The 13645-nt window shown below is 70.1% G+C and carries 15 protein-coding genes and 1 riboswitch; of the genes, 3 read left to right on the top strand and 12 right to left on the bottom strand.

The window, feature by feature from the left end; translation table 11 throughout:
• Positions 1 to 7 precede the first annotated feature (7 nt).
• From ABZX22_RS03320 to ABZX22_RS03265, 12 genes are all read right to left on the bottom strand, one after another.
• Positions 8 to 1321, bottom strand: coding sequence for a PhoH family protein (locus ABZX22_RS03320; RefSeq protein WP_354905695.1), 1314 nt, complete (start codon positions 1319 to 1321; stop codon positions 8 to 10).
• 234 nt (positions 1322 to 1555) lie between these two features.
• A complete protein-coding gene (locus ABZX22_RS03315; protein ID WP_354905693.1) occupies positions 1556 to 2323 on the bottom strand; it encodes an isoprenyl transferase in 768 nt (255 codons plus the stop codon).
• A 230-nt stretch (positions 2324 to 2553) separates the two neighbouring features.
• Positions 2554 to 3468 (bottom strand): D-alanyl-D-alanine carboxypeptidase family protein, encoded by a 915-nt coding sequence (locus tag ABZX22_RS03310; RefSeq protein WP_354905691.1) that lies wholly within the window; start codon positions 3466 to 3468, stop codon positions 2554 to 2556.
• A 12-nt stretch (positions 3469 to 3480) separates the two neighbouring features.
• Positions 3481 to 3623: riboswitch (cyclic di-AMP (ydaO/yuaA leader) on the bottom strand.
• A 142-nt stretch (positions 3624 to 3765) separates the two neighbouring features.
• Positions 3766 to 4599 (bottom strand): amidohydrolase family protein, encoded by an 834-nt coding sequence (locus ABZX22_RS03305; RefSeq protein WP_354905689.1) that lies wholly within the window; start codon positions 4597 to 4599, stop codon positions 3766 to 3768.
• A gap of 150 nt (positions 4600 to 4749) precedes the next feature.
• Complete coding sequence (locus tag ABZX22_RS03300) at positions 4750 to 5235, bottom strand: hypothetical protein (RefSeq protein ID WP_354905687.1); 486 nt, start codon at positions 5233 to 5235, stop codon at positions 4750 to 4752.
• Between the two features lie 8 nt (positions 5236 to 5243).
• Positions 5244 to 6080 carry a DUF692 domain-containing protein gene (locus ABZX22_RS03295; protein ID WP_354905684.1) on the bottom strand — a complete coding sequence of 279 codons (837 nt, stop codon included), beginning with the start codon at positions 6078 to 6080 and terminating at the stop codon, positions 5244 to 5246.
• A 4-nt stretch (positions 6081 to 6084) separates the two neighbouring features.
• Positions 6085 to 7035: a TIGR04222 domain-containing membrane protein gene (locus ABZX22_RS03290; RefSeq protein WP_354905682.1), complete on the bottom strand. Its 951-nt coding sequence runs from the start codon at positions 7033 to 7035 to the stop codon at positions 6085 to 6087.
• Positions 7036 to 7211: 176 nt separating this feature from the next.
• Entirely contained in the window at positions 7212 to 9074 is a 1863-nt protein-coding gene (locus tag ABZX22_RS03285) for a phosphoenolpyruvate carboxykinase (GTP) (protein WP_354905679.1), read from the bottom strand.
• A gap of 191 nt (positions 9075 to 9265) precedes the next feature.
• Positions 9266 to 9784, bottom strand: a complete 519-nt coding sequence (locus ABZX22_RS03280) for a hypothetical protein (protein WP_354905677.1) — start codon at positions 9782 to 9784, stop codon at positions 9266 to 9268.
• Between the two features lie 64 nt (positions 9785 to 9848).
• On the bottom strand, positions 9849 to 11057 hold the full coding sequence (locus ABZX22_RS03275) for a C40 family peptidase (protein WP_354905674.1): 1209 nt from the start codon (positions 11055 to 11057) through the stop codon (positions 9849 to 9851).
• Positions 11058 to 11143: 86 nt separating this feature from the next.
• Complete coding sequence (greA, locus tag ABZX22_RS03270) at positions 11144 to 11644, bottom strand: transcription elongation factor GreA (RefSeq protein ID WP_354905672.1); 501 nt, start codon at positions 11642 to 11644, stop codon at positions 11144 to 11146.
• Between the two features lie 99 nt (positions 11645 to 11743).
• A complete protein-coding gene (locus ABZX22_RS03265) occupies positions 11744 to 12160 on the bottom strand; it encodes a DUF4307 domain-containing protein (protein WP_354905669.1) in 417 nt (138 codons plus the stop codon).
• 135 nt (positions 12161 to 12295) lie between these two features.
• Between ABZX22_RS03265 and mca the strand changes: the two genes are divergently transcribed.
• From mca to ABZX22_RS03250, 3 genes are read left to right on the top strand one after another with little or no spacing between them, the layout of a single operon-like run.
• Positions 12296 to 13180 (top strand): mycothiol conjugate amidase Mca, encoded by an 885-nt coding sequence (gene mca, locus ABZX22_RS03260; RefSeq protein WP_354905667.1) that lies wholly within the window; start codon positions 12296 to 12298, stop codon positions 13178 to 13180.
• Between the two features lie 10 nt (positions 13181 to 13190).
• Positions 13191 to 13346 (top strand): hypothetical protein, encoded by a 156-nt coding sequence (locus ABZX22_RS03255; RefSeq protein WP_354905664.1) that lies wholly within the window; start codon positions 13191 to 13193, stop codon positions 13344 to 13346.
• Positions 13343 to 13633, top strand: coding sequence for a GNAT family N-acetyltransferase (locus ABZX22_RS03250; protein WP_354905662.1), 291 nt, complete (start codon positions 13343 to 13345; stop codon positions 13631 to 13633). Before ABZX22_RS03255 ends, ABZX22_RS03250 begins: the two co-directional genes overlap by 4 nt.
• The last annotated feature ends 12 nt before the right edge of the window (positions 13634 to 13645 follow it).

The raw sequence follows: 13645 nt of genomic DNA, 5'->3' as shown, positions 1-13645 counted from the left end.
CACCGCTCTACAGGGTGATGTCCTCCAGCATCTCGGTCACCAGCGCCGCGATCGGCGAGCGCTCGGACCTGGTCAGCGTGATGTGGGCGAACAGCGGGTGGCCCTTGAGCTTCTCCACCACCGCCACCACGCCGTCGTGCCGGCCGACCCTGAGATTGTCGCGCTGGGCGATGTCGTGGGTCAGCACGACGCGGGAGTTGGCGCCGATCCTGCTCAGCACCGTCAGCAGCACCCCGCGCTCCAACGACTGCGCCTCGTCCACGATCACGAAGGCGTCGTGGAGCGAGCGACCGCGGATGTGGGTGAGCGGCAGGACCTCCAGCATGCCCCTGTCGAGGACCTCCTCGATCACCTCGGGCGTGGTCACCGCGCTCAGCGTGTCGTAGACGGCCTGCGCCCACGGGCCCATCTTCTCGCCCTCGCTGCCCGGCAGGTAGCCGAGCTCCTGGCCGCCGACCGCGTAGAGCGGGCGGAAGACCACGACCTTGCGGTGCTGGCGGCGCTCCAGGACGGCCTCCAGGCCGGCGCAGAGCGCCAGGGCCGACTTGCCGGTGCCCGCCCTGCCGCCGAGGGACACGATGCCCACTTCGGGGTCCATGAGCAGGTCGAGGGCGATGCGCTGCTCGGCCGAACGCCCGTGCAGGCCGAAGGCCTCCCGGTCGCCGCGGACCAGCCGTACGGACTTGTCGGGCAGCACCCTGCCGAGCGCGGAGCCCCTGGCCGACAGCAGCCGCAGGCCGGTGTGGGTGGGCAGCTCGCGCGCCTCTTCCAGGTCAGCGGAGCCGTGCTCGAACAGCGTCTCCACGTGGTCGGTGGTGACCTGGACCTCGGCCATGCCGGTCCAGCCCGACTCGATGACCAGCTCGGCGCGGTACTCCTCGGCCGACAGGCCGATGGAGGCGGCCTTCACCCGCAGCGGCAGGTCCTTGGACACCAGCACGACGTCCTTGCCCTCGGCGGCGAGCGTGCGCGCCACGGTGAGGATACGGGTGTCGTTGTCGCCCAGCCTGAACCCGACCGGCAGTATCGAGGGGTCGCTGTGGTTCAGCTCGACCCTGATCGTGCCCTCGCCTGTCGGCATCGGCTCGTCGAGCCTGCCGTGCTGCACCCGCAGGTCGTCGAGGTAGCGCAGTGCCTTGCGTGCGAAGTAGCCGAGCTCGGGATGGTGCCGCTTGGCCTCCAGCTCCGTGATCACGACGATCGGAAGGACGATCTCATGCTCGGCGAAGCGGGTCATCGCCGCCGGGTCGGCGAGCAGGACCGAGGTGTCCAGCACGTAGGTGCGCTTGGTGGTGGAGTTGTTGCTCGAGGACACTGCCACACGTTCTCCCCCGGGCGCCCGTGGAAGGGGTGCCCTGCAGACGAGGCGGGAATTCGGACCGGGCCCGCGCCCCGCGTGGGGCGCCGGGTACCGGCCCCCCTCGGCAGGTCAGTGCGCAAAGGCGGGCCCTCTCCGGAGTGACCGGCCTGTGGTCGGCCACTTCCAACGTTAGGTCCTGGATACCCGCCGCCGAAGCGGCCAAGCGTCTGTTCACGTGCTGTTCGTGAACATGTCTCAGGAGCCGTAACGCCGGTGTCTCGCGGCGTAGTCGCGCAGCGCCCGCAGGAAGTCGACCCTGCGGAAGTCAGGCCAGTAGGCCTCGCAGAAGTAGAACTCGGAGTGGGCGCTCTGCCAGAGCAGGAAGCCTGACAGTCGTTGCTCGCCCGACGTCCTGATGAGGAGGTCGGGATCGGGCTGACCGCGAGTGTAGAGATGCTCCGCGATGTGCTCCACATCGAGGACCTCGACCAGGTCCTCGATGCTCGCCCCCCTACTTGCGTGCTCCTGGAGGAGTGAGCGCACCGCATCGGCAATCTCACGTCTTCCTCCATACCCAACCGCAACGTTCACAATCAGCCCGGGACGGTGCGATGTGGTTTCTTTCGCGGTTTTCAGGACATTCGCCGTCTGGTCGGGGAGGAGGTCGAGCGCGCCGACGGGGATGATGCGCCAGCCCTCGGCCACGAGCTCCTGAGTGACGTCCTCGATGATCCTCAGGAGCGGCTCCAGCTCCTCCTTCGGCCGGTTGAGGTTGTCGCTGGACAGCATCCAGACCGTGACGACCTCCACGCCCGCCTCACGGCACCAGGTGAGCAGCTCCGAGATCTTGTCGGCGCCCTTCCTGTGTCCCTTGCTGACGTCGCGCATGCCCATCGCGCGCGCCCAACGGCGGTTGCCGTCGATGATGACCCCGACATGGCGGGGGAAGTCGCCGCTGTCGGCGGACAGCTTGGCCTCCAACCGGCGCTCGTACAGCCGGTAGACCAGATCGCGCAGGCCCACGGAGTTCCTCCCCAGCGGTGCTGTGCCTTAGTGGTCGACTCACGACCTAACAGGCAATTATCACCGCCTTTCGAGACTGCTGGCCCCCTTAGGCGGATTCCTGGCGAGCTGCCGGCGATCCGGTGCCGCCTCCAGCGCCACGGTGGAACCGTCCGGCCCGCTCGCCACATCCGTCGCCGCGGGCGGTGGTCGGACGCGGCGGGACCATGGGGGCGCGTGCGCCCCCATGGTCAGAGCCTGCCGCTGGTCGCCGCCCAGTCGACAAGCGCCTCGGCGGTGTCGAAGCGGCGGCTGGAGCTGGACTCTCCCAGGATCACGCCGACCAGCCGATGGCCGTCACGCTCGGCCGCGAAGGCGAGGGTGTAGCCCGCGGCGCGCGTAAAGCCGGTCTTCAGGCCGACGGCGCCCGGCGTGCCGAGGAGGCGGTTGGTGTTGCGCCAGGAGTAGGCGCCGTGCTCCGCCGTCTCGGGCAGCGAGCGGTACCGGGTGGAGCCGACCTTCTTGATCGTCTTGTTGTCCAGCGCGGCCTGGGCGAGCCGTACCTGGTCACGCGCTGTGGAGTAGCCGCCGCCCTTGGCGGGCATCCCGTCGGGGTTGACGTACAGCGTGTCCTTCATCCCGAGCGCGCGGGCGTTGGCGTTCATCTTCGCCGTGAAGGCGTCGACACCGGGCCCGTAGGAGCGGGCCAGCGCGTGGGCGGCGTCCGCGCCGGAGGGCAGCATCAGAGCGTAGAGCATCTCCTCCACGGTGAGCCGGTCACCGGCGCGCAGGTACGCCACGGAGGCGCCGCCCTTCGACGCGTAGCGCACGTCAGCGGAGGTGACCTTGACCACGTCCGTGGGCTTGGCCTGCTTCAGCACGGTGTAGGCGGTCATCACCTTGGTGATGCTGGCCACCGGCATGCGCCGATCGGCCTTCTTGCTGAAGTAGACCTTGCCGGTCCTGGCGTCGATCAGGTGGGCGGCCCGGCCGAGCACCGCCGGGGCGTCCGCGGCGGCGGCCGGAGCGTGGGTCCGGGAGACCGGCGACACGACGCCGGGTTGGGGTGCGGCCTGCGCACCGGTGGCGACCGCGGTCACGGCGCCTGCGGTGATGACGACGCCGAGCAGCGCGCGTCCCAGCCGGTAGGTGAGATGCGTGGGCATGAAGGGTTTGCTCCTTGGCTTCCATGCCGCCTACCGGGTTAGCTGACGGGTTCGGGCTGGGAAGTGCCCTACGGGCGCCGCTGAGCGGGCGCTCGATTCACCCCAAGGGAAGTGGGTCCCCGGCTCCGTGGATACGGATTCGGCGGCCGCGCGTCCGGCGGACTGGCCTGAGATGACGCGCGGTCCGGGCAATGAAACGGCAACGAACATGTCACAGCTCGTTGCACAACGGCCCAAAAGTAGCAAAATAGCATAAACCACGCAAATGGCCGCGAACCTCCGGCCCGCGACGGGCCGCTACACGGCGCTCAAGCCGTAGAAACGGGCGGCGTTCCCGCCGAGCACCTTGTCGCGGTCGATCCCCCCGAGAAGCGCCCCGTACACCGTGAAGACCGTCCGGTAGTCGGCCGCCAGCAGCGAGACGGGCCAGTCGCTGCCGAACATCAGCCGGTCCGGCCCGAACACCTCGACCGCGTGCTCCACGTAGGGCCGCAGGTCCGCCACGGTCCAGTGGGCGTGGTCGGCCTCGGTGACCAGGCCCGACACCTTGGCGTACACGGTGGGGCAGGCGGCGGCGGCGCGCAGCAGCGACGCCCAGGGCTCCAGCTCACCGGCGGCGATCCTGGGCTTGGACAGGTGGTCGATGACGAGGTTGAGCGTGGGGTGCCGCTCGGCGATCGTGACGACGTGCTCCAGATGCCGGGGCAGCAGCGAGACCACGTCGAACGGCACGCCCGCCTCGGCCAGCAGTCCGAGCCCGTCGAGCACCGCTTCCCCGATCAGCCAGTCGGGATCGGGCTCGGTGTGGATGAGGTGCCGGACGCCGACAAACTTCGGATGTCTGGTGTAGCGCTCGAGCGCTCGGGCGGCTTCCTCCGGGCGGTCGAGGGGCACCCATCCGACGACGCCGGCGATGAAGTCGTGGGCGTCGGCGTGGGCCAGCATGGCGTCGGTCTCCCAGAAGGAGTCGTCGGCCTGGACCACGACCGTCCGGTCGACGCCCGCGGCGGCCAGCTCGGGCGCCAGGTCCTCGGGGCCGAAGGTGCGGTGGATCGCCGGCAGGTCGGGAGTGGGCCAGGAGTAGGCGCCGGTCTCCAGGTTCCAGAAGTGCTGGTGGGCGTCGACTATCACGCGGCAAACATAGGATGTCTGGCCGACCTCGGCAAGAGCTCCCCGGGACTCACCGCGGCCCCAGGAAGAACGGCAGGACCGAGGCTCGGGCCGCTGCGAGGCGAAGGGCCGGCGTGGGATGACCGACCGGCACTGTGGGGGTCCCCCGGTTCAGCGGCGGCGCCAGGGGAACGGCAGGCGCCCCCGGCGGCGCGGTGGCGGGTCGTGGAGGATCCCTCGGGCGCGCAGCCAGTCGGCGAAGTCGTCGGCGTCGGCACGGTAGCGGGCCGGGGGCTCGGTGCGAGCGGCGGCGTAGGCGGCGAACTCGGCCACCAGCGCGGCCCCCGCTGCCGCGGCGGCGTCGGGGCGCAGCCTCGCCACGATGCCGCGCCGCTTGGCGAGCAGGCTGCGCGCCTGGACGGCCAGCCGTACCTGGTCGAATCCGGCGGGCGGGGCGCCACCCGCGACCAGCGCCGCGACCACGCTCGCCTGCGCCTCCCCCAGCCGCGCCCTGACGTCCTCCAGCGACCGCTCGGGACCCGCGGCACCCTGCGGCAGCGCCCCCGACGCTCCCGACACCTCCGTCACCTCCTCCGGCCCGGCCTCCCTCAGCGCCTGCGACCCGCTCCCCGCCTGCACGCTGCCGCGACCCTCCATGCCCGGTCCTACGGGCTCGCCAGGCGGCGGGCGCCCGCGGCCATTGCCGTGCGGATGCGGTCGAGCTCGCCGGCCAGCGCGGCGTCGCTCGGGTAGTGGTCGTCCCACTCCAGCAGGACGCCCGGCGGCGCCACCCGGGCGCACAGCTCCTCCAGCACCTCCAGCACCTGCTCAGGGACCGCCTGCGCGTGCGTGTCGTGCCAGACGCCGTCGTGCAGGTGCCCGCCGGCCACGTGCACGTAGGCCAGCGCGGCCAGCGGCAGCGTGTCCAGCGCCGCGACCACGGACAGGCCGAGGTTGACCTGGTTGGTGTAGAGGTTCGCGACGTCGACCAGCAGCCCGACCCCGGTGCGCGCCACCAGCTCGCCGAGGAACTCGGCCTCGGTCAGCTCGTCCTCCGGCCAGCCGAAGATGGCCGCCACGTTCTCCAGCGCCAGCGGGACGGGCAGCGCGTCCTGGGCGCGTCTGATGTTGTCGGCGACGACCGCGAGCGTCTCGCGGGTGCGCGGGACCGGCAGCAGGTGCCCGGCCTCCATCCCGCCCCCGCGCACGAACGCCAGGTGCTCGCTCACCAGCGGCGCGTCGAGCGCCTGCGCGCAGGCCGCCAGGTGGGCCAGGCGCGCGGGGTCCGGCGGGGTGGCGTCGCCGAGGCCGAGGCCGACGCCGTGCGGGACCACGGGGACGCCCCTTTCCCTCAGGACGCGCAGCGACTCGGGCAGCGCGGCCGGCCTGATGTTCTCCGCGACGATCTCGACGAAGTCGACGTCGGGCAGGCGCTCCACCGTCAGGTCGATCTCCGGCCGCCAGCCGATGCCCACTCCGAGCCGGCCGTCCGTCGGGCGCATCCCGTCACCCGCCGCCGCAGCCGCCACCGCACCCGCCGCCGCAACCGGACCCGCCGCCGCAGCTGGAGCCGCCGCCGTCGGAGGAGGAGCCGAAGTCGCCGCCGCCGTGGAGGGTGTCGGAGCCCGACCCGCCGCCGCAGGACCCCGAGGCGCAGCTCGATGACGAGACGGCCTTGTGCTTCTCGTCCAGTTCGTCCCTGAGGGTCGCGTCGTCGAGCTCGCTCAGGCCGTACAGGGCGACGGGCACGCCGATGGCGAAGGCGAGGTCGGGGGCGGCCGCCCCGCGCACGTGCCGCTGCTCGGCGCGGAGCAGCTCCGCCTGCCCGGCATGGCTGAGGATGTTGGTGAGGGCGCGTCGCTGCCGCCGGGCGACGATCCGGCCGGCCAGCCAGACGATCGCGCAGATGAGCACCGTCGCCACGGAGAGCGGCCCGACGGGCACGACGCCGGCGACGAGCATGACCGCCGCGAAGATCCCGAGTATGGCCGCGAGGCCCGACAACCCGCTCACGCGGGTCAGGTGGGTGCGGACCGGCACCAGCGAACCGTCGGGCACGAGCAGGCCGGCCCCCATGAGGTGGTGTCGCAGGTCGTCGATGGCGGGGCCGGTGCCGACCTCGTGGCGCAGCGCGTGCACCGGCATGCCACCGGGCAGCACGGCCACGGCGGCGAGCACGGCCCGCTCGACGGGATCGGCCGAGTCGGCCCCCGCCACGGGGTGCACCAGGCCGCCGCGGGAGACGCGCAGCGCGCCCGCCCTGGCCAGGAGGGCGATCGCGGTGTTGACGACCCGCAGGGGGCCGCCGGCGAGGTAGGCGAGCTCGTAATGGCCCAGATCGCCGCCGGCGTGCGCCGCCACCTCCCGGACCCTGGCGTGCTCCCGCAGGAGCGAGGACGTGGTCTTCGCGACCGCGATGGCCAGCAGTAACGCGAGAAAGAACAGAACGAATGCCATGTACTGCCCCCTGAGGGAAGGACGACGCCCCGTGTGCTTATGAGACGCGTGGCGTCCCCTCAAAAGTTTCCCTCAGTTCGGGCACGCGCAGGAAGAGCGCAGGCGTATGCCGCATGGCACACGGAGGAACCGTCCACCGCCATGCCGGGCCGTCCCCGCCCGGCATGGCCTCGACATCACAGCCGGTCGAGGAGCGCCTCGTACTCGGTCCACAGCTCCTTGGGCAGGTGGTCGCCGAACTTCTCGAAGTGCGCGGGGATCAGGGCCGCCTCCTGCCGCCACACCTCACGGTCGACGGTGAGCAGCGTGCGCAGGTCCTCCTCCGACAGGTCGAGCCCCTCGGTGTCGAGCTCCCTCGGCAGCAGCCCGATCGGCGTCGGTACGGCCTCGGCCTCGCCGTTCAGCCGCTCGACGATCCACTTCAGCACGCGGCTGTTCTCGCCGAAGCCCGGCCAGATGAAGCGGCCGGCGTCGTCCTTGCGGAACCAGTTCACGTAGTAGATGCGCGGCAGCTGCGCGTCCTCGCGGCGGCCGACGGACAGCCAGTGACCGAAGTAGTCGCCCATGTTGTAGCCGCAGAACGGCAGCATCGCGAACGGGTCGTAGCGCAGCTCGCCGACCTTGCCCTCGGCGGCGGCGGTCTTCTCGGAGGCGACGTTGGCTCCGAGGAAGACGCCGTGCTGCCAGCTCAGCGACTCGGTGACCAGCGGCACCGCGGTGGCGCGGCGGCCGCCGAACAGGATCGCCGAGATGGGCACGCCCTTGGGGTCCTGCCATTCGGGGGCGATGGTCGGCGCCTGGGACGCCGGGGTGGTGAAGCGGGCGTTCGGGTGGGCGGCCGGCTCCTCGGAGTCAGGCGTCCACGAGCGGCCCTTCCAGTCGGTGAGGTGCGCCGGCGGTTCGTCGGTCAGCCCCTCCCACCACACGTCGCCGTCGTCGGTGAGCGCGACGTTGGTGAAGATGCTGTTGCCCCACAGCGTCTTCACGGCGTTGGCGTTGGTGGTCTCGCCGGTGCCGGGCGCCACGCCGAAGAAGCCGGCCTCCGGGTTGATGGCGTACAGCCTGCCGTCCTCGCCGAAGCGCATCCAGGCGATGTCGTCGCCGATCGTCTCGACCTTCCACCCGGGAACGGTCGGCTGGAGCATGGCGAGGTTGGTCTTGCCGCAGGCGCTCGGGAAGGCGGCGGCGATGTAGCGGGTCTCGCCCGTGGGCGGGGTCAGCTTGAGGATGAGCATGTGCTCGGCCAGCCAGCCCTCGTCGCGGGCCATCACGCTGGCGATGCGCAGCGCGTAGCACTTCTTGCCGAGCAGCGCGTTGCCGCCGTAGCCGGAGCCGTACGACCAGATCTCGCGGGTCTCGGGGAAGTGGCTGATGTACTTGGTCGAGCTGCACGGCCACGGCACGTCCTGCTGTCCCTCGGCCAGGGGCGCGCCGACGGTGTGGACGGCCTTGACGAAGTCGCCGTGCTCATGGTCGCGCTTGCTGCGGCCTTCGTTGGCTCCTTCGTCGCTCTCTTCGGCCTTTCGCGCCGCTCCGCGCTGCTCGATCAGGCGCAGCGCCTCAGCGCCCATCCGCGTCATGATCCGCATGGACACCGCCACGTACGGCGAGTCGGTGATCTCCACGCCGAGCTGGGAGATCTCCCCGCCCAGCGGTCCCATGCAGAACGGCACGACGTACATCGTCCGCCCGCGCATGCAGCCCTTGAACAGCTCACCGAAGGTCGCGCGCATCTCGGCGGGCGCGATCCAGTTGTTCGTCGGGCCCGCGTCCTCCTCGCGCTCGGAGCAGATGTAGGTGCGGTCCTCGACCCGGGCGACGTCGCTCGGGTCGGACTTGGCGTAGAAGCTGTTGGGCCTCTTGGCGAGGCGGGTGAAGGTCCCCTGGTCGACGAGCAGGTTCGTCAGGCGCGTCCACTCGGCCTCGGACCCGTCGCACCACTCGATCCTGGCGGGCTGGGTCAGGGCGGCGATCTCGTTCACCCAGTCGGCCAATTTCTGGTTGGACGTCGGGCTGGGTACATCAACGGAAAGGGACACGGCAGCGGCTCCTCCACTCTTATCTGGGCCACGTCATCATTAACGACTAATGCCGACAAAGGCGAATTGGCGTAGACCTTTGTGCAGGCAGAGGCCTTGATGGAGAGGGAACCTACCCACCGAGAAGAGATTTAAAGAAAGTTAATTGGTCCAGACCAAGAGGAAAGGTCTAAACCAATCAGGAGATTGGTTCAGTCCATTCCGGAAGGGCCAGCTGCGCGAATGCGGTCGACATGCTGCAGCGCGTCGCGCAACTCGGTCAGCCAGGTGTCGGTGTGCTTGCCGACCAGCCGTACGCACCAGGCGAGCGCGTCGCTGCGGCTGCGGGCCACGCCGGCGGCGACCAGGGTGTCGAGGACCTGCCGCTCGGACTGCCGCAGCCTGGTCATCACGGGCACGGACAGTGTGGTGAACATCACCGTCTCGTCGCCGCAGGTCACGCCCCACGAGACCTTCCGGCGGAACTTCCGCTCGGCCTCCGTGGCGATCTCGATGCGGCGCTCCCTGGTCTCCTCCCTGAAGCGCCGGACGAGGCCGTCGATCGTGGCGGCCTTCTCAGCGTCGGAGCCGGCCTCGGGCTCGGGGAGGGTCCCGATGACGGCGATCTCCTCGCGGTCGAGGACGATGGTCACGGGGCCGGTGAACCAGGTCTCGGGCAGCCGGCCCGTGAACCACGCCCGCAGCGTGCTGGTTGCTTCGTCAGTATCCATGTAATGAGAATTACATACTTGCCGGACAAGAGCCAGCCTCAGTCGTGCCGTCGGAGGAAAGCTGTCAGCGAACGCGGGCGGCGATGACCGGGCTGACCCGCACGACGCCCGCCAGGTTGCGCGTGCTGAGGGGCGAGATCTTCACCACGTCACCGGTTCTCGGCGCCTGCAGCACCTTGCCGTTACCCCAATAAATCGCCACATGAGAGATGTAGCCGGGGTTGGTGGGGTCGCTCCGCCAGAAGATGAGGTCGCCGGGCTGCGCCTGCGCCAGCGGCACCTGCGGCCCGGTCACCCACTGCTGGTGGGTGACGCGCGGCATGCGCACGCCCGCCTGGGCGAAGGCCCACTGCACGAGCCCCGAACAGTCGAAGGTGTCCGGCCCCTCCGCGCCCCACACGTACGGCCGGCCCAGCTTGCCCGCCCCCGCCTGCAGCGCCGCGGTCAGCTGCGCGGCCGTCATGAACGAGCCCGAACTCCACTGCGTGACCTTCTTCGGCGCGGCCAGCACCGGGTTGATCGCGGCCACCTGCGAGCCCTTCGGCAGCACCCGCAGCAGCGCCCTGCGCAGCGTGGCGGTGTCGGCCTTCGGGGCGCTGACCACGATCGCGTTGTTCTGCGGGAAACCGAGGGAGCGGGCCTTGTCCCTGGAGACGACGGCGTCCACCGCGCCCATGCCCATCGTCGCGTAGGCGCCGATCCTGAGCTGCCCGCGCGGCCCCGGCACGCTGCGGCCGAGCGAGAGCCCGCCGTCGTTGCCGAGGACGAAGGAGACGGCGACGTCGCCGCCCGCGATGTTGGCCCACAGGCCGTCGGACGAGGCGGTCACCTTGGGGGTGTAGGACCGGAAACTCGAGGGGTCGACGCCGAGCGTCTGCACCCGCTTGCCGTCGATCGTGACGGAAGCGGCGTCGGCCAGCTCCACCGCCTGGATGCCCTTGACCTTGACGACCTTCTCCATCGTGGCGCGCCGCAGCGGCTTGCGCGTCACCACGAACACGCTGGGCTTGCGCAGCTTGCCGAGCGGCTGCACCGGGGGCGCCGTCTCGCGCTCGGCGACCAGGTTCTCCCGCGGGGCCAGCTTCGTGGCCGTCACGGCGGCCGGGGCCGGCTCCTTCTCGGAGAACTCACCGAGTAACGCCACGTCGGCGGCGATCACCATGGCGAGCGTCACCGCGATGAAGGGCACCAGCCGCTGGCCGCGGGGCGGCCTGGGCGGGGGCGGGCCGTACGGGCCGGGCGGCCGCGGCGTGCGCGGGCGGTCGCCGTACACCAGGAAGGACAGGTCCTGCCTGATTCCTCCCTGCGCACGCTGAAGATCCGCCGGGCCCGCTGCCCGGCGGATCTGCTGGTCGGGATTCAGTTGCCGATGTACGGCACGGCCTCGAGGATCTCGACCGTGTTCTGACGGCCGTTGGGCATGGCGTACGTCGCCTTCTCGCCGATCTTCTTGCCGTTGATCGCGGCGCCGAGCGGCGACTTGGGCGAGTAGACGTCTATGGGTGCGCCGGTCTCCTCGCGGGAGGCGAGCAGGAAGGTGACCTCGTCGTCGTCGCCCTCGAAGCGGATCGTGACGGTCATGCCGGGACCCACCACGCCCTCGGTCTTCGGGGCCTCGCCCACCTTCGCGCTGTCGAGGAGCTGCCTGAGATGGTAGATACGAGCCTCGATCTTGCCCTGCTCGTCCTTGGCCGCGTGGTACCCGCCGTTCTCCCGCAGGTCGCCCTCTTCACGAGCAGCCTCGATCTTCTTGGCGATGTCAACACGACCCGGGCCCGAGAGGTAGTCGTACTCCTCCTTCAGGCGGTCGTACGCCTCCTGCGTCAGCCAGGTGACGTTCTCATCGCGAGAGTCGGCCACGGGTTCTCCTTGCTTCCTTGGGGGCCCTGTGTTCACTTGGGTCCGCGAATCGCGAAAGAGTAACAACTTTACACGCTCAACGCTTCCCCAAACGTCTCACTATACGAGATAACAGGACTGGATGTGGACTGAGGATGCCTGAGCACTGGTGTCCAGGCGCTCCTTCAGTTGGATATACCCCTCACCGGCCGGAATCCTTACCTCTTTGCTACCTACTTCCACATGGTTGGCATCCGTCGCCCTCAGCCGGCACACCACGGTCTTGTCCGCCGGCCTGCCGACGCCGAACGTGATCTCGGCGGAGTCGGGCTTGCTCGCGTCGAAGGCGATGACCTGCTGCGGGACCGTGGCCTGACCGGTGGCGGTCCACATCACGTAACCCCATCCGCCGGCGATGATCGCCACCAGTACCGCGATCACGACATGGACGACGAGCCTGCCCTGCCGTTCCGGGCGGTCGATGAAGTCGTCCGGGGTGCCGAGAACCGGACCGTTCTCGGCATCTCTGGTGGCCATGACGGAATCTCCCTGCACTCCGCGGTGTTGTCCGAGACAATTGTCGCCTGTAGGGGGTGCGCCCCCGCGACCGCCCAGGAGAAGTAAACCTCCTGTGGCGAGTGACCCGGTCCGATGTGAGGAGACAGCGAGCCAGTGAGCGCCACGCTGAGGCTGATGGCCGTCCACGCCCATCCCGACGACGAGTCGAGCAAGGGCGCCGCCACGATGGCGCGTTATGTCGCGGATGGCGTTGAGGTCCTCGTCTGTACTCTCACGGGCGGTGAGCGCGGTTCCGTGCTCAACCCCAAGATGGACCGGCCCGAGATCGTCGCCAACATCGCCGAGGTCCGCCGCAAGGAGATGGACCGCGCGCGCGAGATCCTCGGAGTCAGCCAGCGTTTCCTCGGTTTCGTCGACTCGGGCCTGCCCGAGAGCGAGGAGGAGGCGCTGCCGGAAGGGTGCTTCGCCCTGCAGCCGCTCGAGGTGGCCGCCAGGCCGCTGGTGGCGGCGGTGCGCGAGTTCAGGCCGCACGTGATGCTCACCTACGACGACGACGGCGGCTACCCGCACCCCGACCACATCATGACCAACAGGGTGTCGGTCGAGGCCTTCGACGCCGCCGGCGACCCCGACCGCTACCAGGGCGCGGGCGACCCCTGGCAGCCGCTGAAGCTCTACTACCAGATGGGCTTCACCAAGGAGCGGTTCGAGGCACTGCACGAGGCGATGACCAAGCGCGGCATCGGCTCGCCGTACGCCGACTGGATCGCCCGCTGGGAGGACCGCCCGCAGAAGTGGCCGGTGACGACGCGGGTGCCGTGCGGCGACTTCTTCAAGACCCGCGACGAGGCGCTGATGGCGCACGCCACCCAGGTCGACCCCGACGGGTTCTGGTTCGTGTGCCCGCGGGAGCTGCAGCAGGAGATCTGGCCGACCGAGGACTACCACCTCGCGCGCTCGCTGGTCGACACCAGGCTTCCCGAGGACGACCTGTTCGCGGGCATACACGCCGAGGAGACCGCGTGCGCCCGCACGTAGACTGGACGGCGTGACGTACTTCGCCGTTGGTGACGTGAGCCCGGGCATCCTGGGCTTCACCGTCGTGGCACTCCTGGGATTCGCGCTGTTCTTGCTCATCAAGTCGATGAACAAGCAGATCTCGAAGATCGAGGTTCCCCACGAGGCCGACCTGGACAAGAAGTGACCGAAGAGATCGCGATCGTCGACAACCCGGACGAGTCCCGCTTCGAGATCCACGTGGGCGGCAGGCTCGCCGGGTTCGCCGAGTACAAGCTGCTGCCCACGGCCATCGTGTTCACCCACACCGAGGTCGCCCCGGAGTTCGAGGGGCAGGGTCTGGCCGGCCGGCTCGTCAGGCGGGCTCTCGACGTGAGCAGGGACACCGGGCTGAAGGTCCGGCCGCTGTGCCCGTACGTGGCCAAGTGGATCAGCCGTCACCCCGACTACCAGGACCTGGTCGAGGCAGCGTGACGGTGAACCTCG

Origin of the sequence: Nonomuraea sp. NPDC003804 (assembly GCF_040610675.1) — a bacterium.
Classification (GTDB): domain Bacteria; phylum Actinomycetota; class Actinomycetes; order Streptosporangiales; family Streptosporangiaceae; genus Nonomuraea.
Note: the sequence above shows the minus strand (reverse complement) of the source record. Positions and strands in the feature narration are given on the sequence as shown.

What these genes read in the sequence shown, in the direction of transcription:
- ABZX22_RS03310 (WP_354905691.1), bottom strand. Translation starts at nt 3,468, where the DNA reads ATGCCCACGCATCTCACCTACCGGCTGGGACGCGCGCTGCTCGGCGTC.
- ABZX22_RS03300 (WP_354905687.1), bottom strand. Translation starts at nt 5,235, where the DNA reads ATGGAGGGTCGCGGCAGCGTGCAGGCGGGGAGCGGGTCGCAGGCGCTG.
- ABZX22_RS03295 (WP_354905684.1), bottom strand. Translation starts at nt 6,080, where the DNA reads ATGCGCCCGACGGACGGCCGGCTCGGAGTGGGCATCGGCTGGCGGCCG.
- ABZX22_RS03290 (WP_354905682.1), bottom strand. Translation starts at nt 7,035, where the DNA reads ATGGCATTCGTTCTGTTCTTTCTCGCGTTACTGCTGGCCATCGCGGTC.
- ABZX22_RS03280 (WP_354905677.1), bottom strand. Translation starts at nt 9,784, where the DNA reads ATGGATACTGACGAAGCAACCAGCACGCTGCGGGCGTGGTTCACGGGC.
- ABZX22_RS03265 (WP_354905669.1), bottom strand. Translation starts at nt 12,160, where the DNA reads ATGGCCACCAGAGATGCCGAGAACGGTCCGGTTCTCGGCACCCCGGAC.